The 20,096-nt window shown below is 68.4% G+C and carries 12 protein-coding genes; 11 read left to right on the top strand and 1 reads right to left on the bottom strand.

All coding sequences use genetic code 11. From position 1 onward, the window contains the following. Positions 1-354 precede the first annotated feature (354 nt). Both ACZ6KY_RS23205 and ACZ6KY_RS23200 read left to right on the top strand, forming a co-directional pair. Entirely contained in the window at positions 355-7,236 is a 6,882-nt protein-coding gene (locus ACZ6KY_RS23205) for an RHS repeat-associated core domain-containing protein (RefSeq protein ID WP_469312175.1), read from the top strand. Continuing rightward, positions 7,230-7,697: a DUF6896 domain-containing protein gene (locus ACZ6KY_RS23200; protein WP_469312174.1), complete on the top strand. Its 468-nt coding sequence runs from the start codon at positions 7,230-7,232 to the stop codon at positions 7,695-7,697. Before ACZ6KY_RS23205 ends, ACZ6KY_RS23200 begins: the two co-directional genes overlap by 7 nt. A gap of 716 nt (positions 7,698-8,413) precedes the next feature. Here ACZ6KY_RS23200 and ACZ6KY_RS23195 read toward each other — a convergent pair. Beyond that, the gene (locus tag ACZ6KY_RS23195) at positions 8,414-9,493 is read right to left on the bottom strand and encodes a transcriptional regulator (protein WP_469312173.1); all 1,080 of its coding nucleotides are present in this window, start codon (positions 9,491-9,493) and stop codon (positions 8,414-8,416) included. A 270-nt stretch (positions 9,494-9,763) separates the two neighbouring features. On the opposite strand from ACZ6KY_RS23195, the gene ACZ6KY_RS23190 reads away from it, so the two are divergent. The 9 genes from ACZ6KY_RS23190 (at position 9,764) to ACZ6KY_RS23150 (ending at position 20,082) form a co-directional block, all read left to right on the top strand. After that, positions 9,764-10,075 (top strand): hypothetical protein, encoded by a 312-nt coding sequence (locus tag ACZ6KY_RS23190; protein ID WP_469312172.1) that lies wholly within the window; start codon positions 9,764-9,766, stop codon positions 10,073-10,075. Next, positions 10,068-10,355: a DUF7848 domain-containing protein gene (locus tag ACZ6KY_RS23185; protein WP_469312171.1), complete on the top strand. Its 288-nt coding sequence runs from the start codon at positions 10,068-10,070 to the stop codon at positions 10,353-10,355. Before ACZ6KY_RS23190 ends, ACZ6KY_RS23185 begins: the two co-directional genes overlap by 8 nt. 574 nt (positions 10,356-10,929) lie before the next feature. Then, positions 10,930-11,250: a 50S ribosomal protein L21 gene (rplU, locus tag ACZ6KY_RS23180; RefSeq protein ID WP_164320786.1), complete on the top strand. Its 321-nt coding sequence runs from the start codon at positions 10,930-10,932 to the stop codon at positions 11,248-11,250. 16 nt (positions 11,251-11,266) lie between these two features. Then, entirely contained in the window at positions 11,267-11,521 is a 255-nt protein-coding gene (gene rpmA / locus ACZ6KY_RS23175; protein ID WP_037618784.1) for a 50S ribosomal protein L27, read from the top strand. Between the two features lie 225 nt (positions 11,522-11,746). Next, positions 11,747-13,183 (top strand): GTPase ObgE, encoded by a 1,437-nt coding sequence (obgE, locus tag ACZ6KY_RS23170; protein WP_469312170.1) that lies wholly within the window; start codon positions 11,747-11,749, stop codon positions 13,181-13,183. 523 nt (positions 13,184-13,706) lie between these two features. Beyond that, positions 13,707-15,257, top strand: a complete 1,551-nt coding sequence (locus tag ACZ6KY_RS23165; RefSeq protein ID WP_469312169.1) for an alkaline phosphatase D family protein — start codon at positions 13,707-13,709, stop codon at positions 15,255-15,257. Between the two features lie 115 nt (positions 15,258-15,372). Next, positions 15,373-15,714 (top strand): hypothetical protein, encoded by a 342-nt coding sequence (locus ACZ6KY_RS23160; RefSeq protein WP_469312168.1) that lies wholly within the window; start codon positions 15,373-15,375, stop codon positions 15,712-15,714. A 596-nt stretch (positions 15,715-16,310) separates the two neighbouring features. Beyond that, positions 16,311-17,810 carry a D-ribitol-5-phosphate cytidylyltransferase gene (locus ACZ6KY_RS23155; RefSeq protein WP_469312167.1) on the top strand — a complete coding sequence of 500 codons (1,500 nt, stop codon included), beginning with the start codon at positions 16,311-16,313 and terminating at the stop codon, positions 17,808-17,810. 199 nt (positions 17,811-18,009) lie between these two features. Continuing rightward, positions 18,010-20,082: a hypothetical protein gene (locus ACZ6KY_RS23150; RefSeq protein WP_469312190.1), complete on the top strand. Its 2,073-nt coding sequence runs from the start codon at positions 18,010-18,012 to the stop codon at positions 20,080-20,082. Positions 20,083-20,096: the final 14 nt, after the last annotated feature.

Here is a 20,096-nt window from a genome sequence, read left to right as displayed (position 1 = left end):
GCAGAGAAGGAAGCGCACCCCCCCAAAAAGACTCTTTTCCCCCCCCCCCCCCCCCCCCGGCCCCCCCCCCCCCAGACGGCCTTCCCCCCCCCCTTTGGGGGCCCCTGGGTCCGCCCGAACTCCGGACGTGTGGACGGGCGGCACACAGCTGCCCGTCCACACGTCCTGTTGCTTCCTGACGTGGATTTCCCCGGCTCCGGCCGCTTCCTCACGTGGACCCTTCGATTCCGACAGCTTCCGTGGGTCGATTTCCCCCAGTCTCAACTGTTTTCGGCCTCGGGATTTCCCGCTTTTGAACCGCTCCCCGATGCCGCCATCGCCCGATGTCGGCTGTTCGATTCACCTGGAGATGTCATGTCCTCGCCCCCCTGGTTCCGGTCTGCCAGACCGGGCCGGCGCAGCGGCACTCGCCGTACCGCGCTGGTCCTCGGTCTGGCGCTGTCCATAGGGCTGCTCCCGCAGTTCGTTCCGGTCGACGCCGCAGCCGCCACCGGGCAGACCAGGCCCAAGTCCCAGACCGATCTCGATGACCCGGTCCGTGGCAAGAACGCCAAGGCCAAGAAGTACGACAAGGTCGACGCGGCCGAGAAGGCAGCGGTCAAGCACGCTGCCGAGGCCCACTGGCCCAAGGCGGGCAACGCCGAGGTCGCCCTCTCCGGCAGAGCGGCCAAGGCCGCCGGCCTGCCCCTGACGGCCAAGGCCGTCGGAGGGGACAAGAGCGCCGATTCCGTGCGCGTCGAGGTGCTGGGCCGCAAGGCCGCCCAGGCCGCCGGCGTGGACGGAGTCCTGTTCACCGTCGCCCGCACGGACGGCGAGAGCGCCAAGGGCGACGCCCAGGTCACCTTGGACTACTCGGACTTCGCGGACGCCTACGGCGGTGGCTACGGCTCCCGGCTGCGGCTCGCGCAGTACCCCGAGTGTGTGCTGACCACGCCCGAGAAGAAGGGCTGCTCGGTCCCGACGTATCTGAAGAGCAGCAACAACGCGGCGCGGCAGACGCTGACGGCGAAGGTCGCGGCGGCCGGTGACACGTCGGGAACCAGTTCCCAGCTGATGACCGCGGCGGCCGGCGCTGCCTCGGCCACCGTGCTCGCGGCCACCGCGAGCAGCGGCGGCGACCAGGGCGACTACAAGGCGACCAGCCTCTCTCCGTCCTCGGAGTGGGGCGTCGACACCAACTCGGGCGCTTTCACCTGGTCGTACCCCCTGACCCTCCCGCCTGTACCGGGCGGGGCGCAGCCTCCGGTCGGATTGAGCTACAACTCCCAGTCGATCGACGGTCAGACCGCGGCCACGAACAACCAGGGCTCGTGGGTCGGCCAGGGCTTCTCCTACGATCCCGGCTACATCGAGCGCAGCTACAAGGGCTGCGCCGACGACGGTCAGGCCGCCAACCTCGGCGACCAGTGCTGGGCGTTCGACAACGCGACGCTCTCGCTCGCGGGCGGCACCTCCGGGGAGATCGTCAAGGACGACACCACGGGCAAGTGGCGGATCGACAATGACGACAACTCCAAGGTCGAACATCTGACCGGTGCCACCAACGGCGACAACGACGGCGAGTACTGGAAGATCACGACCGGCGACGGCACCCAGTACTTCTTCGGTCTGAACCGGCTGCCCGGCTACGCCACCGGCAACGAGGAGACCGACTCCACCTGGACCGTCCCCGTCTACGGCGACGACTCGGGCGAGCCCTGCTACAACGCCACCTTCGCCAACGCGTACTGCACGCAGGCCTGGCGATGGAACCTCGACCACGTCATCGACCCGCACGGCAACGTGATGTCGTACTTCTACGGCAAGGAGACGAACTACTACACCCAGGGCCTGAAGACCACCGAGAACGGCAAGCCCTACATCCGCGGTGGCTACCTCAAGCGCGTCGACTACGGCCAGCGCGTGGGCAAGGCGTACTCCACCAAGCCGGCCGCCCAGGTCGTCTTCACCACTGCCGAGCGCTGCATCGGTTCCCTGACCGACTGCTCGGTCGACGCACTCAAGGACACCACGGCCGCCGACTGGCCGGACGTTCCCTGGGACCAGAACTGCAAGGCCGACACCAAGTGCCCCGGCCAGAACTCGCCGACCTTCTGGACCCGCAAGAAACTCACCAAGATCACGACACAGATCCGGACCGGCGACTCCACGTACAGCCCGGTCGACGAGTGGAGCCTCTCCCACGTCTTCACCGACAACGGCGACGCCTCCAAGTCGCTGTGGCTGAACGGCATCAGCCACACCGGCAAGGTGGGCACCGACGCCTCCGTGCCGTCGGTCGAGCTCGACGGTAAGCAGCTCGCCAACCGTGTCGACGTGACCGGCGACAACCTGCAGCCCTTCTACCGTTTCCGGCTCTCCGCGGTGAAGAGTGAGTCGGGCGGTGTGCTCAGCGTCAACTACGCCGACACTCAGTGCACGACGAGCAGTCTTCCGGCCGAGGACTCGTCGACCAAGCGCTGTTTCCCGGTGAAGTGGACTCCTCCGGGTGTCACCGATCCGATCGTGGACTGGTTCCACAAGTACGTGGTCGCGTCGGTCGTCGAGAACGACCTGACCGGCGGCAGCCCCAACCAGGTCACCTCGTACACGTATCTGGGCAACGCGGGCTGGCGCAAGGCCAAGGCCGACGGCATCACCAAGGACGAGTACCGCACATGGGGCGACTGGCGCGGCTACGGCAAGGTCCGTGTCGAGACCTCCGACGGCACCAACTCCGCCTCGAACACCAAGACCGAGCACACCTTCTTCACAGGCCTCGACGGGGACGTCGACAAGAGCGGAGCCACCCGCCCCGCGACCGTGACCGACTCCAACGGCGTCGCGTACACCGACTCGGACTGGAAGGCGGGCTTCGAGCTGGAGACGGTCACCTACAACGGTGACAAGATCACTGAGAAGGCCGTCACCGAGCCGTGGACCGCGGTCACCGGGACCGAGACCCACGACTGGGGCACCCGTAAGTCGCGCTATGTGGCGAAGGGAGCCACCAACTCCTACACGGCCCTTGCCGTGGGCGGCTGGCGCAACACCCGCTCCACCAACGTGTACGACAGCGTGACCGGCCGTATCACCCAGGTCGACGACGACGGTGAGGTCGGCGTCGCCGACAACCAGTGCACGCGCACCGAGTACGCGGACAACGCGAGCGCCCACCTGTACACGTATGTCTCGCGTACGGAAACGGTCTCCGTGGACTGCGCCACGACACCCAACCGCGCCACTCAGGTCCTCTCCGACGACCTGACCCTGTACGACGGTTCGACCACGCTGGGCGCGGCCCCGACCAAGGGTGACGCGACCCTCACCAAGCGTCTGACGGCCCACGACGGCAACGTGGCGACGTACCAGACGACCACCGATACGACGTACGACTCCTACGGGCGCCCCCTCACGGTCAAGGACTCGGAAACCCACACCACGACGACCGTCTACACGGACAACGCCTACGGTCTGGCCACGAAGTCCACGGTCACCAACACCCTGGGCTGGACGACCTCGACCGAGTACGCCCCCCAATGGGGCGTGCCGAGCGCCAAGGTCGACGAGAACGGCAAACGCACCGAGCTGGCCTACGACGGCCTGGGCCGCCTGACCTTCGTCTGGCTCTCCGACCGCATCGGCCTGACGCCGTCGATCAAGTACGACTACCTGATCCGTGGAGACTCGGGCCCGACCGCCGTCCACACCCAGAAGATCGAGAACGACGGTACCTCGTACGGCAGCGAGTGGACGCTGTACGACGGTCTGCTGCGCCCGCGTCAGCAACAGACCGAGGGCGCCGGCGGCGGCCGCATGGTCGCCGACACCGTCTACGACGGCTCCAACCGCGTGGCCAAGGTCAACGACACCTACTACGCCTCCGGTTCCACGTCCTCCACTCTGTTCGTGCCTCGCGACGAGGACCTGGACGCGCAGACGGTCACGGAGTACGACGGCGCGAGCCGCGCCACGGCGTCGATCTTCAAGGTCGCGGGTGCGGAGAAGTACCGCACCACGTACACGTACGGCGGTGACAGGACCACGACCAACCCGCCGGCCGGGCAGCCGACCGTCACGGTCGTGTCCGACGCGCGGGAGCAGGCGACCAAGCGGATCGAGTACCCCGCGGGAGGCGACCCGGTCACCACGTCGTACGACTACAAGCCCTCGGGCCAGGTGTCGACGGTGACGGACGACGCCGGGAACGTCTGGTCGTACGACTACGACCAGCTGGGGCGGAAGAAGACGGCTGTCGACCCCGACACCGGTACCTCCACGTTCACCTACGACACGATGGACCGCCCGACCTCGGTCACGCTCAACGGCACCAAGACGTCGATGAAGTACGACGAGCTGGGCCGGCAGATCTCGACCTGGCAGGGCGAGGCGGACACCGGCACCAAGCTGTCGGTGACGAAGTACGACACGATCTTCAAGGGGGAGCTGTACGGCAACTACACGTACAAGGACGGCGCGGTCTACTCGTCGGTGATCTACCCGGTCCTCGACGCGGACAACGACTACAAGCCGACCTCGACGAAGTACACCCTGTCGAAGACGGCCGAGCCCCAACTGGGCGGCACGTACGAGTACACGGACCAGTACAACGACGACAGTTCGGTGCAGGGGCAGGGGCTGCCCGCGGTCGGTGACCTGCCGGCCGAGGCGATCAAGTACGGCTACGACGACCTGCAGCGCCCGTCGGGCCTCACCACCTCGCTCGGCGGCCTCAGTTACGTCACGGACGTCACGTACTCGCCCACGTCCAACCTGGAACAGATCGAGCTGTACACGGGCGGCAGCGGCGACAAGAAGACCTGGCTGTCGTACAACTACGAGGCGGGTACCGACCGGCTCAAGAACTCCAGCATCAGTGTCGAGGGTGGAGCGAGCAAGGCCTACGACGCCGACTACACGTACGACGCCAGCGGCAACATCCTCTCCATCGCCGACGCTCCGAGCGCCGGCGCGAGCGATGTGCAGTGCTTCAACTACGACGGGCTGAGCCGGCTGACGGACGCGTGGACCTCGTCCACGACGCCCGGCGGTGCCTCGGGAACCGGCAGCACGGAAGCGGCCTGTTCCTCGGGCGCGTCGGCCTCGACGGTCGGCGGGGTCTCCCCGTACTGGACCGAATACGGCTACGACTCCATCGGCAACCGCATGAGCGAGGTGCGCCACGGCCTGAACGGTGCCGGCACCTCGACCCGCGACTACACCTACGGTGAGGGCTCCGGGCCGAACGGCACGGACTCCGGTCCGCACACCGTCTCGAAGGTCGTCGAGAAGACGGCGGCCACCAGCACCACTCCGCAAGTCACGTCCCAGGACACCTACACCTATGACATCTCGGGCAACACCCACACACGGGTCCTGTCCGGTGACACGCAGACCCTCGACTGGGACAAGCAGAACGAGCTGACGCAGGTCACCAACGCGGACGGGAAGGTGACGTCGTACAAGTACGACGCATCGGGTGAGCGCATCCTGCGGGACACGCCCACCGAGAAGACCTTCTACCTGCCCGGCACGGAACTTCACCTGGACAAGGCCACGTCCAAGGTGACCGCGACCCGCTACTACGCCTTCGGTTCGATGACGGTGGCGATGCGGGACGTGAGCGGGGTGCACTTCCTCGGCGCGGATCACCAGGGCACGGCGGATCTCGCCATCGACGCCAAGACGGGTGTGACGTCACGCCGACGCACGGACCCGTTCGGCAACACCCGTGACGAGTCGTCCGCCTCCGGGACGTCGTGGGTCAACGACAAGGGCTTCGTGGGCGGCACCGTCCAGGCTTCCACGGGCCTGGTCACCCTCGGGGCACGCGAGTACGACGCCGACACCGGCCGTTTCATCTCTGCCGACCCGATCGTCGACTTCAGCGACCCGCAGCAGACCAACGGCTACGCCTACGCCGACAACAGTCCGGTGACACGTAGCGACCCCTCGGGGCTCGAAAGCTGTGGTCCGTCCAACTACAGCTGCACCAAGGACACCATCGACACGATCAACAAGGACGGGGCAGGCAAGGGCAACGGCGCCACTTCCACGGGCGGAAGTGGAGACAACGGAAACGGTGCCGGCTCGGTCGACACGCCAGCAAAGGCCAAGACGGACGAGTCCCGCGCCAAGGAGGACGCCGCCAAGCAGCGCGCGATCGCCATCGCCAAGGAACTCGGCAAGATAATCGCCGACGAACTCGGCATCACCGACGCCCTCGACTGCTTCACCACGGGAAACCTCGGTTCGTGCGGCAACACCGTGCTCAACGTGGTGTCCTCGCTCGTCAGCGGCGGGCCTGTCGGCCGACTGGCGGCGAAGTACGGGTGGCGGGTCGACAAGGCCTACGCCGTGGGCAAGCGGATCGTCGGCCTGGGCAAGAAACTCTGGAGCGACTTCAAGGGCTGGCGCAAAGCCAGAAAGGCGGCGAAGGAAGCCGAGAAGCTGGCCAAGGAGTGCAAGGTCGCTAACAGCTTCACCCCTGACACCAGAGTGCTGATGGCCGATGGCACCACAAAGGCGATCAAGGACGTCGACATCGGCGACAAGGTCCTCGCCGCCGACCCGGAGAACCAGGGGAGCAATAGGGCCGAGACGGTCACTGCCGAGATCAAGGGCACGGGACTCAAGCACCTCGTCAAGGTCACCGTCGACACCGACGGCAAGAAGGGGACCAAGACCGCTTCGGTCACCGCGACCGACGGGCACCCTTTCTGGGTACCGGAACTCGGAGAATGGCTCCAGGCCACCGACCTCAAGCCGGGTGAGTGGCTGAGCACCAAGGCGGGGACGCGGGTCCGGGTCGCGGCAGTCAAGCGTTGGACGGTACTGACGGCCACGGTCCACAACCTCACGGTCCGTGAACTGCACACGTACTATGTGCTGGCGGGGGCTACTCCGGTCCTGGTTCACAACTGCGCTGTCAGCCCTCATTCGCTGGAGCGGACCGAGTCCCTCAATGGAGCTGCCTCGCGGCAGCGCGTTGATGAGATCGCCGACAGTATGAGTCAAGACGGGTGGCAGGGTGACCCCATCGAGGTCTTCGAACAGAACAACCGCAAGTATGTGATCAACGGGCATCATCGGGTTGCTGCCGCCAAGAAGGCAGGCATCGATGTCCAGTATCGGTCCATCTCGCTCGAAGAGGTGAAGGCCTACGGCTACAGGGATGCTGATCATGTCACCTGGTCGGCGGTCGAAGTGGGCCGCGACTTTCCTTCCACAGCTCGAAGGGGGCGTAGGGGATGGTGAGTTCAGTCGAGAATCCGGTCGTACCGGTGGTCGAGAGATTCCTGAACGCCCTTGATCACAACAGGAATGCAATGCTTCGCGAGTTTCCGGAGTTCGAGAGGTTGGACCTCGTGCTGCAGGGTGTTCGTTCTGGAGCGTTCGCACGGATTTCGCGGACAGCCGACGGCTTCGTCTATTCCGTTCATGGGCGAGGATGCCGCTTGACCGGCCCGGACGGAACGGAGGTCGATATTGACCTACTGCCGGGTGGTTGGGAGGCGTTTGATGTCTGGCGGCTGGAGAGATTCGCGGCGAGTGCGGGTGTGACCCCCGTCCCGCAAAAATCCGCACTCCTCCACCAGTGTCACGAGCTCCTCCGAACCGGTGTCCTCTGTGAACCTCAAAAGGGATGGTTCAGCTCATTGAGGAATCGGGCCGCCGAGAGCCTGACGGGATCGCCGGTGACGAACGGAACGAGTTGACCACGGTCGCTGGAAAACGGCGGTGAAGCGAGACCGGCGGTGAAGGTCGCGGGGTCCGCCAGTAGTGATGCTGGCGGACCCTTTCCGTGTTTCATCCGGCCTGCCGAGCAGCCCGCTCCCGACACCTCCCCGGCGCGATGGAAGCAACTTGAAGTCCCATCCGATGTCTCTTGGCGAGGCTTCTGCGGGGAGATGGCGGCAGCAGTTGACGGCAATGCCAGCGGAGCGATGTTTAGCCGTAGCAGCCTCGCAGTGGCTGTTCAGAGTTTCTTTACTTAATCAAGGCGACCCGCTGACGCGGGCCGCGCGCTCCGGCCCTGCGGGGCCGCCGCCCGCTCCTGTCTCCGCCCCGCTTGCCGGCGGCCCCGCCGGTCCGGGCGCGCAACAGCCGCCAGCGTGGATTGTTCTGGGGGCTCTGCCCCAGGCCCCGGCCCTCTCTCCGAGGGTGGAGGAGGGCGAATGCGGGTGCGGCTCCGTCGTGATGATGGGTGGCCGGGGTCGCGGGAGGGGTCCCTCGTCGCCCGGTCACCGGAGGCGTACCAGGAACCCCCGGGGGCCGCCAAGGCCGAGCGTACGCGTCACGAAGTGAGCCTTGGCGGCCCCCGGAGAACCCTGGCACGGCGAAGCTGCCCGACCGACGAGGGACCCCCTCCCACTCAGGCCCGGAATCTGCCGGAGGCTGGCTCCGGCCGGCGGACGGCCAACTCCGAGAGAGCTCAGGACGCCAGCAGTTCGGCGACTTCGGGCACGTCGCGATAGGCCCGCAGTCGATCGAGCACGATCCTCGTGCGTTTCGCCGTGCGTTCGCTGCCGCTTTGCCCGAGGGCGAGCATCCGGCCCGCTGTTCCCGCTGCGGCCTCGGGCTCGTTGGCGTCGGCGTAGGCCACCGCCAGCCAGGAAAGGTACAGCGCCAACTCCCGCGCGTGGCTGGCGTCGTATCGTCCGAGCACGTCCGTCAGCAGCGGTACGGCCCGCAGCGGGCGCCGCAGTTCGGTGTAGACGCGGGCCTCCATGACTTGCAATTCCCCGGCGTCCATCCAGTACAGGTACGACGGAGATTCTGTGCCGGCCGACTCCTCGGACAGAGCCTCGGCTGCTTTCCCGAGGGCGGTCATCGCCGGGCGGTCCTGCCCGGCACGGGTATGCGCCCAGGCGACACGGTCCAGGTACAGCGCGCGAGCCTTCGCCGGGGCGTCCGGACCCGCGTCCTCCAGCGCGGCACGGGCCAGTCCGACCGCGTCGGCAGTGTGCCCGGTGTTGCTCCACTGATAGGCCAGCGAGCCCGCCACGTTCCCGGACAGCACGCCGTCCCCGGCGGCCCGTGCGGCGCTTATGCCGAGCCGGTAGATGCGCTCCGCCTCGGCATGCTCCCCAGCGTCGGACGCGACCCACCCGGCGATTTGCGCCAACTCCCCAATAGTCCGAAGCAGTTCACGGCCGACCTCCTCAGTATGCGCACCCTCACGGTAGAGCTTCACCGCCGCCCGCAACTCGCGCAGGGCGGGACCGATCAGATCCTTGCCGTAGACCACATCGTCAGCCAGCCGCAGGCCATGGACCCGCTGAGCCAGGTCGGCCACCTGCCCGGCCCCGATCCGGCGGCCCGTACGAGCACACAGCGGGGCCAGCGGGTCACCCTCGGGCAGGAAGTCGGCGACGGACCGGACACGCGGCGCGGACTCGACCGACTGAACGGCCTTCGCCATCTCCAGCATCTCGCGCGGCACCTCCAGCACCTGCGCGAGGAAGGGCAGCCACTCCCGCGGAGACCGCGTCCCGATCTCCCAACGGGACACGTCATTTCGCGTCGGCGGAACGCGCCCAGGAGCAGCCTCAGCCAGAGCCTCGGCGAGCCGCCGCTGACTCCAACCACGCGTAAGGCGCAGCCGCCTGACCAGTTCCCCGACCGTCTCCCGCACCCCACCAGCTTGGCAGACAGCAAGGCAGACACGCTGGCTCCTCCGCACGGCCCACGCCAGCGAGATGCTGATCAGCAACCCCGGGTCGAGTCGAGGAGAGGCAACAAGATGGCTGAGCATGCGACACCGTGGCCAGAGGGTCCCGCTATGCAGGGGCCGCGCCTGCTGCCTTGGGCCACTGCCGAGGGGAAACCCTGCTACCTCAGCACCGACGGCCGCGGCTACCTCGCCACCCTCGCCGACAACATCGAGTCGGTACAACTCGGTATGGGTGCGGAGCTGCTGGAGTACGCCCGAGACACGATGGCCCCCGGCGCGAAGATCCTGTCGGCCACCGAATACCGCTGGCTGGCCCGCAGGTTGACCGAAGCCCTCTCCGACGCCCTCCGGGTCGCTGACTCACGCGGACAACGCCTCCCGGGCCCGGAGGAGGAAGAGGAAGCGGGCGAAGATGTCTGACTCCACGAACACCGACGCACCTGCCCGCAGTACTGCCCGTGGCCGCTTTCGATTCCGCGAGTACCACGTGACTACCGTCCCCGACACCTTGGCCCTGCCGACCGTGGCGGCGGAGTGCGTCACCGGCGAGGAACACAACTGCGGTGCCGCCTCCGGCCTCCTGCACACCGCGGACGAACTGACCGGCTGGATTGCCGGACACTGCGCCGCCACCGGCCACGAGCTGTACGAACCGACCACCCGCACCCTCCTCCGCGCTGAGCCCGGAGCATGGCAGTAAAGTCCCCTGCGCCAGCACCGCTTCGGGTACAGCGCGACCGCGCGGCCAGAACCGTCTGACGGCAGTAGTGACGGCAACACCCACGGATTCCCCCGTACAACCACGGATGTCAGCGGAACCCGAAACCATCGCTGATCTGCGAATACGCAGATAGAGAGGGGTCGCGTAGCACACGTACTGCGTGCACGCGAGGGAGACTCTGCTGCTGGTGTACAACTGCGGTGACGCGGTCGAGCCGTCATGAAGGAAGCGGATCGCGTCGTGGACATGCCCAATAGTCGGCCGCCCGAGGTGATCGAGGTACTGCAGAGGAGAACCTGATCAGGGGCGTGCAAGGCGGAGAAGCTGCGACTTCCCGGCTGAACACACGGCCCTGAGGGCCCGGGGCCCGGTTTGACCCCTCAAGCCGTGCCCCGTAACCTGGATCGTCGGCATGTCGAATGACCTGCCGCATCCCCGTAAACCTCTTCCTCCCGGTCGCTTCGGTTGCCGTAGTGGCTGGGAGAGGCTCGCCCGTGTTCGTTACCGGGCGGCTGGACTGCGGGGTCCCGTTCCGAGCGAAAGAGAGATCCGCGTGTACGCCATCGTGCGCAGCGGTGGTCGCCAGCACAAGGTTGCTGTCGGCGACATCGTTGAGGTTGACAAGATTCCCACCGCCAAGGTTGGCGACACGGTCGAGCTCTCGACCCTGCTCGTTGTCGACGGCGAAGCCGTGACGAGCGACCCCTGGGTCCTCGCGGGCATCAAGGTCCAGGCCGAGATCGTGGACCACCACAAGGGCGTCAAGATCGACATCCTTCGCTACAAGAACAAGACCGGCTACCGCCGTCGTCAGGGCCACCGCCAGCAGTACACGGCGATCAAGGTCACTGAGATCCCCGCGGCTGCGAAGTAAGGGTAGGGACTGAGACATGGCACACAAGAAGGGCGCATCGTCCACTCGGAACGGTCGCGACTCCAACGCTCAGCGGCTCGGTGTGAAGCGCTTCGGCGGTCAGACCGTCAACGCCGGTGAGATCCTGGTCCGCCAGCGTGGCACCCACTTCCACCCCGGCGTCAGTGTCGGCCGTGGCAAGGACGACACGCTGTTCGCGCTGGCCGCCGGTGCGGTCGAGTTCGGCACGCACCGTGGCCGCAAGGTCGTGAACATCGTTCCGGTCGCCTGATCGAGTCCCGTCGAGGCTGATCCGGTTCCACGCGGACCGGGTCGGGTGCCTCGGGGCCCAGGCTCCGTAGAACAGAGTTCCTCGCGAGGCGGACCTCACTTCCCCCACGGGAAGAGGGTCCGCCTTTCGCGTGTTACGCAAGAGACATTCCCGTACGTACTGAAGTATCCGAAGTACGTACGCACTGAAGTAACCGATGTAACCGAAGTGCTGGAGGCACCCCACATGACCACCTTCGTGGACCGCGTCGAGCTGCATGTCGCCGCGGGTAGCGGAGGTCACGGCTGTGCCTCCGTACACCGGGAGAAGTTCAAGCCGCTCGGCGGCCCGGACGGCGGCAACGGCGGCCGTGGCGGTGACGTGATGCTGGTCGTCGACCAGTCCGTCACCACGCTGCTCGACTATCACCACTCACCCCACCGCAAGGCCACCAGCGGCAAGCCCGGCGAGGGCGGCAACCGCTCCGGCAAGGACGGCCAGGACCTGATCCTGCCCGTGCCGGACGGCACGGTCGTGCTCGACAAGGCCGGCAACGTCCTCGCGGACCTCGTCGGACAGGGGACCTCGTACGTCGCCGCCGAGGGCGGCCGCGGCGGCCTCGGCAACGCGGCGCTGTCCTCGGCCCGCCGCAAGGCGCCCGGTTTCGCGCTGCTCGGTGTGCCCGGCGGCCTCCAGGACATCGTCCTGGAGCTGAAGACCGTCGCCGACGTCGCCCTGGTGGGCTACCCGAGCGCGGGCAAGTCCTCGCTCATCTCGGTCCTGTCCGCCGCCAAGCCGAAGATCGCGGACTACCCGTTCACGACCCTCGTCCCGAACCTGGGCGTGGTGACCGCGGGCGAGAACGTCTACACCATCGCCGACGTGCCCGGTCTCATCCCCGGCGCGAGCCAGGGCAAGGGCCTCGGCCTGGAGTTCCTGCGCCATGTGGAGCGGTGCAGCGTGCTCGTCCACGTCCTGGACACGGCCACCCTCGAATCCGAGCGCGACCCGATCTCCGACCTCGACATCATCGAGGAGGAGCTGAAGCAGTACGGCGGTCTGGACAACCGTCCGCGCATGGTCGTCCTCAACAAGATCGACGTGCCGGACGGCAAGGACCTCGCGGAGATGGTCCGCCCCGACCTGGAGCGCCGCGGCTACCGCGTCTTCGAGGTGTCGGCGGTCGCCCACATGGGCCTGAAGGAGCTGTCCTTCGCGCTCGCCGAGATGGTCGCGGCCGCGCGGGCCGCGAAGCCCAAGGAGGAGGCGACCCGTATCGTCATCCGCCCGAAGGCGGTCGACGACGCCGGCTTCACCGTGGTGCAGGAGGAGGACGGCCTCTTCCGCGTGCGCGGCGAGAAGCCCGAACGCTGGGTGCGCCAGACCGACTTCAACAACGACGAGGCCGTCGGCTACCTCGCCGACCGCCTCAACCGTCTCGGTGTCGAGGCGCAGCTGATGAAGGCGGGCGCCCGCTCGGGCGACGGCGTCGCCATCGGCCCCGAGGAGAACGCGGTCGTCTTCGACTGGGAGCCGACGGTCATGGCCGGTGCGGAGATGCTCGGCCGCCGTGGCGAGGACCACCGCCTCGACGAGCCCCGCCCCGCCGCCCAGCGCCGCCGCGACAAGCAGGCGGAGCGGGACGAGTCGGAGAAGGAGTACGACGACTTCGAGCCGTTCTAGGCCTGTTCCGGGCCTCGCTCCGGCGGGTGCCCCGAAGGCCGGGCCGGAAGTCGTAGCGGGCGCGGAGAGGACCTTCCTCTCCGCGCCCGACGCGTTTTCGGCGTCCGGAACCGATACCCCGGACCGACGTGCCCGACCGGACGTTCGCTCCTCGCCCGCCGCGGCCCCTTCGAGATGGGCACCGGTGTCGCCCTGGCCGCGGGTGTGCCGGCCGTCCCGGTCGTCGGCGCCGTGACGATCCGCGACCCCGGCGGCGACCCCGGCGGGCGGCTGCCTCGACGTGGCGGCCGGGCTGCCCGGCCAGGACCTCGGCGGCGTCACCGGCGCCGGGTCCACGCCGGGCCTGTTCCCCGCGACCGGTTCCGGGTCCGGCCAGCCCCCGGCCTACTGGACCCGGCACGGCGAGTCGTTCGTTGCTCGTGCATTTGTCATGCTTACGATGCGCCTTGTTCAAGAGGCGGGCTGCCGCGCCGTGTGAGCTTCCCTGGTGTCCAAGAGGCAACCGACACAGGGGAGTTCGCCGATGTCCGGAGCAGTCCCACGCGATCGACGCCACTTTCTCACCGCCTCGGCCGCCGTGCTCGGCGCCGCCGCCTCCGCCCAGCTCTGGCTGCCCGGCACCGCCCGCGCGGCCGAAACCCCCCTGCCCGACGGTGTGTTCAGCCTCGGTATCGCCTCCGGGGACCCGCTGCCGGACGCCGTCGTGCTGTGGACCCGGCTCGCCCCCGACCCGCTGAACGGCGGCGGGATGCCCGACCGCGCGGTGCCGGTCGAGTGGGAGATCGCCGAGGACGCCCGCTTCCGCAAACCCGTCCGCCGCGGCACCGCCCAGGCGCGTCCCGAGTACGGCCACAGCGTGCACGTCGACGTCCGCGGGCTGCGCCCGGACCGCGCGTACTGGTACCGCTTCCGCGCCGACGGTCAGCTCTCGCCGACCGGCCGCACCCGTACGGCGCCGCACCCCGCCGGCGCGGGCGGCTCGCTCCGCGTCGCGCTCGCCTCCTGCCAGAACTGGCAGAACGGCTACTTCACCCCGTACGCCGACATGCTCGACCAGGACCCCGACATCGTCCTGTTCGTCGGCGACTACATCTACGAGTCCTCGCCGTCGGCGACGGCCGTACGCCGGCACGAGGGCACGGGGGAGCCGTACACCCTCGTCCAGTACCGCAACCGGTACGCCCAGTACCGCGGCGACCCGCACCTCGCGGCGATGCACGCGAACGCCCCCTGGGTGGTCACCTTCGACGACCACGAGGTCGACAACGACTTCGCCGGGGAGATCCCGCAGGACCCGGACAAACAGACCCACGACGCGTTCGTGGCCCGGCTGACCGCCGCCTACCAGGCGTACTACGAGCACATGCCCGTCCGGGCCACCGCGATCCCGGACGGGCCGCACATCCGGATGTACCGGCGGCTCGACTTCGGACGCCTCGCCCGGCTGAACGTCCTCGACACCCGGCAGTTCCGCAGCGACCAGGTGACCGGCCAGGACGCCGCCGAGGACCCCTCGCTCACCATGCTCGGCGCGACGCAGAAGGACTGGCTGCTCCGCGGCCTGCACCACTCGCCGGCCCGCTGGAACCTCGTCGCCTCGCAGATCATGATGGCCGAGACCGACCTCCAGGTGGGCGAGGGCAAGCTCTGGTACTACGACGCCTGGGACGGTTACCAGGCCGAACGCAACGCCCTCATGGGGGAGTTCGCCGGCATCCGCAACCCCGTCGTCCTCAGCGGCGACCGGCACCTCACGATGATCAGCGACCTCAAGGAGGACTTCGCCGACCCGGACTCCGACGCCGTCGGCGCCGAGTTCGTCGGGACCTCCATCTCCAGCGGCGGCGACCAGGACCAGGCGGCCTTCCACAAGGAGTGGGACGCGCGGATGCCGGACAACCCGCACTGGAAGTTCATCGACGCCCACCGCGGCTACCACCTCTTCGACATCCGCCGGGACGGCATCGACGCCCAGGTGCGCGCCCCGGAGACGGTGCTGAAGCCGGACGCCGCCTCCAGCACCCTGGCCCGCCTGCGGGTCGAGGCGGGGGAGCCGGGCGTGCGGCTCGTGTGATCCGGGCGCGGCCCACCGGCGTACGGCCCCGCCCCGTCCCGTCGCGCGGGGTCCCCGAGCGGTTCTCCGCGCGGAGAACCCTGGGACTCACGGAGTCCCAGGGCATTCTCAGGTCGTGCTCAGCATCCGGCCCTGGTCTCCGCACACCATGGAGACCGACTGTCCGACACCTGACACGACAGCCACCGTGACGGTCGCGCCGCTGCCCGTCGGAACCCGGCTGCCGCACATCGGCCCGCACAAGACCGGGACCATCTCGATCCAGGGCGCGCTGTTCGCCGCGAAGGACGCGGTGGCCGCCCACGGCGTCGGCTTCCCCGCGCACAGCGGACACCCGACGGAAGCCGCGCTCGCGGTCTGCGCCCGGCCCGGCATGATGGGCGACGTCCGGCCACCGGGCGGCACCGGCGGCGACTGGTCGACGCGGTGCGCGCCACCCGCGGGCGGACCTCGCTGATCAGCGGCGAGTTCTCCGCGGACGCCCCCGACGACGAGACCGTCGCGCGGATCGCCGGCGGCCCGGGCCGCGACCGCGTGCACGTCCCGGTCACGCTGCGCCCGTCGGCGAAGACCATGCCCTCGCAGTGGCAGCAGTGGCAGCGGTACGTCCAGAGACCGAAACGCTGCGGCTGCTCAACGTGGAATTCCGCGGCAATGGGCTTCCGGACGAGACCACGGTCCGGCACCGCGCCGGGGATCGGCCCCGAAGCCGCCGCCCGGGCGCTGCACGGAGCGCTCGCCGTGGCGGGCCGCCGAGCCCCCGCGCGCCGCCGCGATCCGCTCGGTTCATCGGACGCCGTCGGGGGTACCCGTACGTGTCCTTGGTCACCGGGTGCTCAAGCGCCTGGGAAGAACGTGAGGAACGTGCGCGGAGACGTGTGCAGTTACTCACAGCAAATCCGGACAATTCGCCCCGGTGTCTCCGAAGTCGCCTGTGTGCAAGGTGAATAACCGGTTGCGCGCACAAATGCAGCAGGCGGCGCTCACCTTGCACCGCAGTAACCGTAGGTGGGACCATTCCCGGGTTCCCTGTCGCCCCAAGGTAGGTCACCTGTGTCTGAGCACTTTGCCAAGCCCCGTACCACCGCAGTGATCCTGGCCGGCGGCACCGGTCAGCGGGTGGGTCTGTCGATTCCGAAGCAACTGCTGAAGATCGCCGGCAAGGCGGTCATCGAGCACACGCTGACCACCTTCGAGCAGGCCGACTCGATCGACGACATCATCGTGCTCATGGCTCCGGGCTATGTGCCGGACGTCGAGAAGATCGTCGCGAAGGCGGGCTTCACGAAGGTGACCCGGGTCATCGAGGGCGGCTCGACGCGGAACGAGACGACCGAGCGCGCCATCGCCGCCCTCGGCGAGGGCCTGGCCGAGGGCGAGGACGCGAACGTCCTGTTCCACGACGCCGTGCGCCCGCTGCTGTCCGAGCGCGTCATAGACGACTGCGTCACGGCCCTGGAGCGCTTCCAGGCCGTCGACGTCGCCATCCCGTCCGCGGACACGATCATCGTGACCCGCACCCACGGCGAGGACGGCGAGTTCATCACCGAGATCCCGGACCGCTCCCGGCTGCGCCGCGGCCAGACGCCCCAGGCGTTCAAGCTGTCCACCATCCGCCGCGCCTACCAGGTCGCGGCCGGTGACCCCAACTTCCAGGCCACGGACGACTGCTCGGTCGTGCTCAGGTACCTGCCGGACGTGCCGATCCACGTCGTGGCGGGCGACGAGTACAACATGAAGGTCACCCAGCCCGTCGACGTCTTCATCGCCGACAAGCTCTTCCAGCTCGCCTCCACCGCCGCGCCCGAGCAGGCCGACGAGGCCGCCTACCGCGAGCTGCTCACCGGCAAGACCCTCGTCGTCTTCGGCGGTTCGTACGGCATCGGCAAGGACATAGCCGAGCTCGCCGATGCCTACGGCGCGAAGACGTACGCGCTCGGCCGCTCCACCACCGGCACGCACGTCGAGAACCCCGAGGAGGTCGACGACGCGCTCTCCACGGCGTACGCGGAGACCGGGCGCATCGACTACGTCATCAACACCGCGGGCGTGCTGCGCATCGGCAAGCTGGCCGAGACGGACAACGCGACCATCGAGGAAGCGCTGAAGGTCAACTACCTGGCCCCGGTGCAGATAGCCCGCTCCTCCTACAAGTACCTGGCGGAGACCAAGGGCCAGCTGCTGCTCTACACCTCCAGCAGCTACACCCGAGGCCGCGCCGAGTACAGCCTCTACTCCTCCACCAAGGCCGCCATGGTGAACCTCACCCAGGCGCTGTCCGACGAGTGGGCCGGCGACGGCATCCGCGTCAACTGCATCAACCCCGAGCGCACCGCGACCCCCATGCGCACCAAGGCGTTCGGCCAGGAGCCCGCGGGTTCGCTGCTGTCCTCCGAGGCCGTGGCGCGCACCTCGCTGGACGTTCTGCTCTCCGAGCTCACCGGTCACGTCATCGACGTCCGCCAGCAGGACCCGACGGCGGGCGTGGGCCGTGCCTCCGGTTTCGAGGCGGCTCTGGCCAGCGTCCTGGACCGCCAGGATGGCGTGGCATAATCAAAAACGAATAGTCTTTCGGAATTCAGGCCTTTGTGTTCGCGTGTTCGCCACGTATTCACAAGGGCCTGAGTCCGTAAAGTTAACTTTTCGCCTTTTGGTTCATCTTCGGTATCAAAAGAACTTTTGGTATCAAACCGGTACTCACCCCTCAAGAGCAGGTTTCTCCGTGATTTCCACCGCTATTCGCGTTGCCCGGGTGGGCAGCGCGGCCGAGCTGGCGGCGGCGGCCCTCATGATGCTGGGCTTCCCCTGCCTGATGCTCGCCGCGCTCCTGCCGAGCGTCGGCGCCTTCGCGGCCGCGGCCGCCGTGACGTATCTGGCGGACCACTATCTGCACCGGCGAGGCAGCTATCTGGTCAACCGCCTCAGCAAGGTGCGGGCCGGTCTGTCCATCAGGTTCCTGATCCGGCAGCTGCTGCTCGTCCTGCTCCTGGCGCGGCTCGACCTGTCCGACAGCATGGTCTTCTACGCGGCGATCGCGTGCTTCCTGGCCTTCTACGGCTTCCAGGCACCGCACGGCGCGCTGATCACGCTGATCCGGCTGCGCCGCAAGATGCCCGTCGCCACCCGCAACGTCGACCTGGGCTCGCGCGTGCGCATACCGGACGCGCCGCCGCGCCGGCTGCTCTCCCGGTCCGCCGAGAAGATGCTCCACCTCGACCTGGTGGCCGTCATCGGCCTCCTGGTCGCCGGGGCGACCGACAACAACGTCTACGGCTTCGCGGGCGTCGCGGTGTCGCTGCTGCTGGCCTTCGGCTACGTCGCGGCCCTCGTCCCGTTCGTGCGCGGCCGGAAGACCCCGCCGAACGCCGAGAAGGTCCTGGCGGCCATCGACGACTGGCTGGGCGAGTACCGTCCGGAGACGGTGCTCTACTTCTCGGGCTCCAAGGACTCCGCGTACCAGGTCAACATGTGGCTGGAGACGATGGAGCAGCTGGACACCCGGCCGCTGGTCATCCTCCGCGAGCGGGCGATCCTGGAGCGCATGGCGCCCACCACGGTGCCGGTCATCTGCGTGCCCGGAGGGGTGCACCTGATGAACATGGACCTGTCGACGGTACGGGTCGCGCTCTACGCGGCGAACGTCGGCAAGAACATCCACATGCTGCGCGTGCCCACCATCCAGCACGTCTTCATCGGCCACGGTGACAGCGACAAGCTCGCCAGCGTCAACCCGTTCAGCAAGGTGTACGACGAGGTGTGGACCGCGGGCCGCGCGGGCCGCGACCGTTACGCGATAGCCGACGTCGGCGTCCGCGACGACGACATCGTCGAGGTCGGCCGACCTCAGCTGGCCCCGATCCAGACCTGGCAGGGTGTGCCCGAGGGCCGCATGCCGACCGTGCTGTACGCCCCCACCTGGGAGGGCTGGGACGACAACCCCGGCAACACCTCGATCCTGCTCGCGGGCGAGAACATCGTGCGCTCGCTGCTGGAGGCCGAGCCGCCGGTGCGTGTCCTCTACAAGCCGCACCCGTTCACCGGAACCCGCAGCGGAGCGGCCAAGGCCGCGCACGCGCGGATCACCGCGCTGGTGGAGGCCGCCGGTGCCGGGCGCGCCGTCAACCCGCGGTTCGTGTCCGACCCCGCGGCGCAGGCGGCGGTCAAGGAGGAGCTGGCCCGCATCGAGGCCCGTATCGCCGCCCTGACCGGCTTCGACGCGAAGGGTGACGAGGCCGAGGCCAGCCGCGACGGCATGGTCGACGTGGCCCAGCACGCCGAGGTCGCCCTGCTGCGCGCCGAGTGGAACGACGCCTACTGGCGTTCCTTCAGCACCGCCGAGCACCGCGTCATCACGGGTGCCGAACCGCGCCTGTACGACTGCTTCAACGTCTCCGACGCGATGGTCTCGGACATCTCCAGTGTGGTCTCCGACTTCATCGCGAGCGGCAAGCCGTACGCCGTCACGGACTCCGCGGAGCTCGGCGCCGAGGAGTTCAAGCGCCAGAACACCGCGGTGCGCGCCGCCGTGATCCTGTCCAACTCGGCCGCCGAACTGGGCGAGTTGCTCGAAGCGGTGGCCGACCCGGCCGCGGACGCGCAGGCCGCAGGCCGCCAGGAGCTCAAGCGCTACCTGCTCGGCCCGGACGAGCCGGCCTCGATCGACCAGTTCAACTCCGCGGTGCGGGAACTGGCACGGCAGGCCGAGCGGCGCAACCTCGGCCAGGAGAGCGTCACTTCGGCCGACATCGTGGACGTGGACCTCGCGAGCGCGGTCCCCGGCCAGCGGGTGGCCGACGAGACGGACGGAGCCGCGGTCACCGGCTGATCCGGTCCGCAAGC

The sequence above is a fragment of the Streptomyces sp. NPDC042002 genome, from assembly GCF_055588305.1.
Note: the sequence above shows the minus strand (reverse complement) of the source record. Positions and strands in the feature narration are given on the sequence as shown.

What these genes read in the sequence shown, in the direction of transcription:
- ACZ6KY_RS23205 (WP_469312175.1), top strand. Translation starts at nt 355, where the DNA reads ATGTCCTCGCCCCCCTGGTTCCGGTCTGCCAGACCGGGCCGGCGCAGC.
- ACZ6KY_RS23200 (WP_469312174.1), top strand. Translation starts at nt 7,230, where the DNA reads ATGGTGAGTTCAGTCGAGAATCCGGTCGTACCGGTGGTCGAGAGATTC.
- ACZ6KY_RS23190 (WP_469312172.1), top strand. Translation starts at nt 9,764, where the DNA reads ATGCAGGGGCCGCGCCTGCTGCCTTGGGCCACTGCCGAGGGGAAACCC.
- ACZ6KY_RS23185 (WP_469312171.1), top strand. Translation starts at nt 10,068, where the DNA reads ATGTCTGACTCCACGAACACCGACGCACCTGCCCGCAGTACTGCCCGT.
- rpmA (WP_037618784.1), top strand. Translation starts at nt 11,267, where the DNA reads ATGGCACACAAGAAGGGCGCATCGTCCACTCGGAACGGTCGCGACTCC.
- obgE (WP_469312170.1), top strand. Translation starts at nt 11,747, where the DNA reads ATGACCACCTTCGTGGACCGCGTCGAGCTGCATGTCGCCGCGGGTAGC.
- ACZ6KY_RS23165 (WP_469312169.1), top strand. Translation starts at nt 13,707, where the DNA reads ATGTCCGGAGCAGTCCCACGCGATCGACGCCACTTTCTCACCGCCTCG.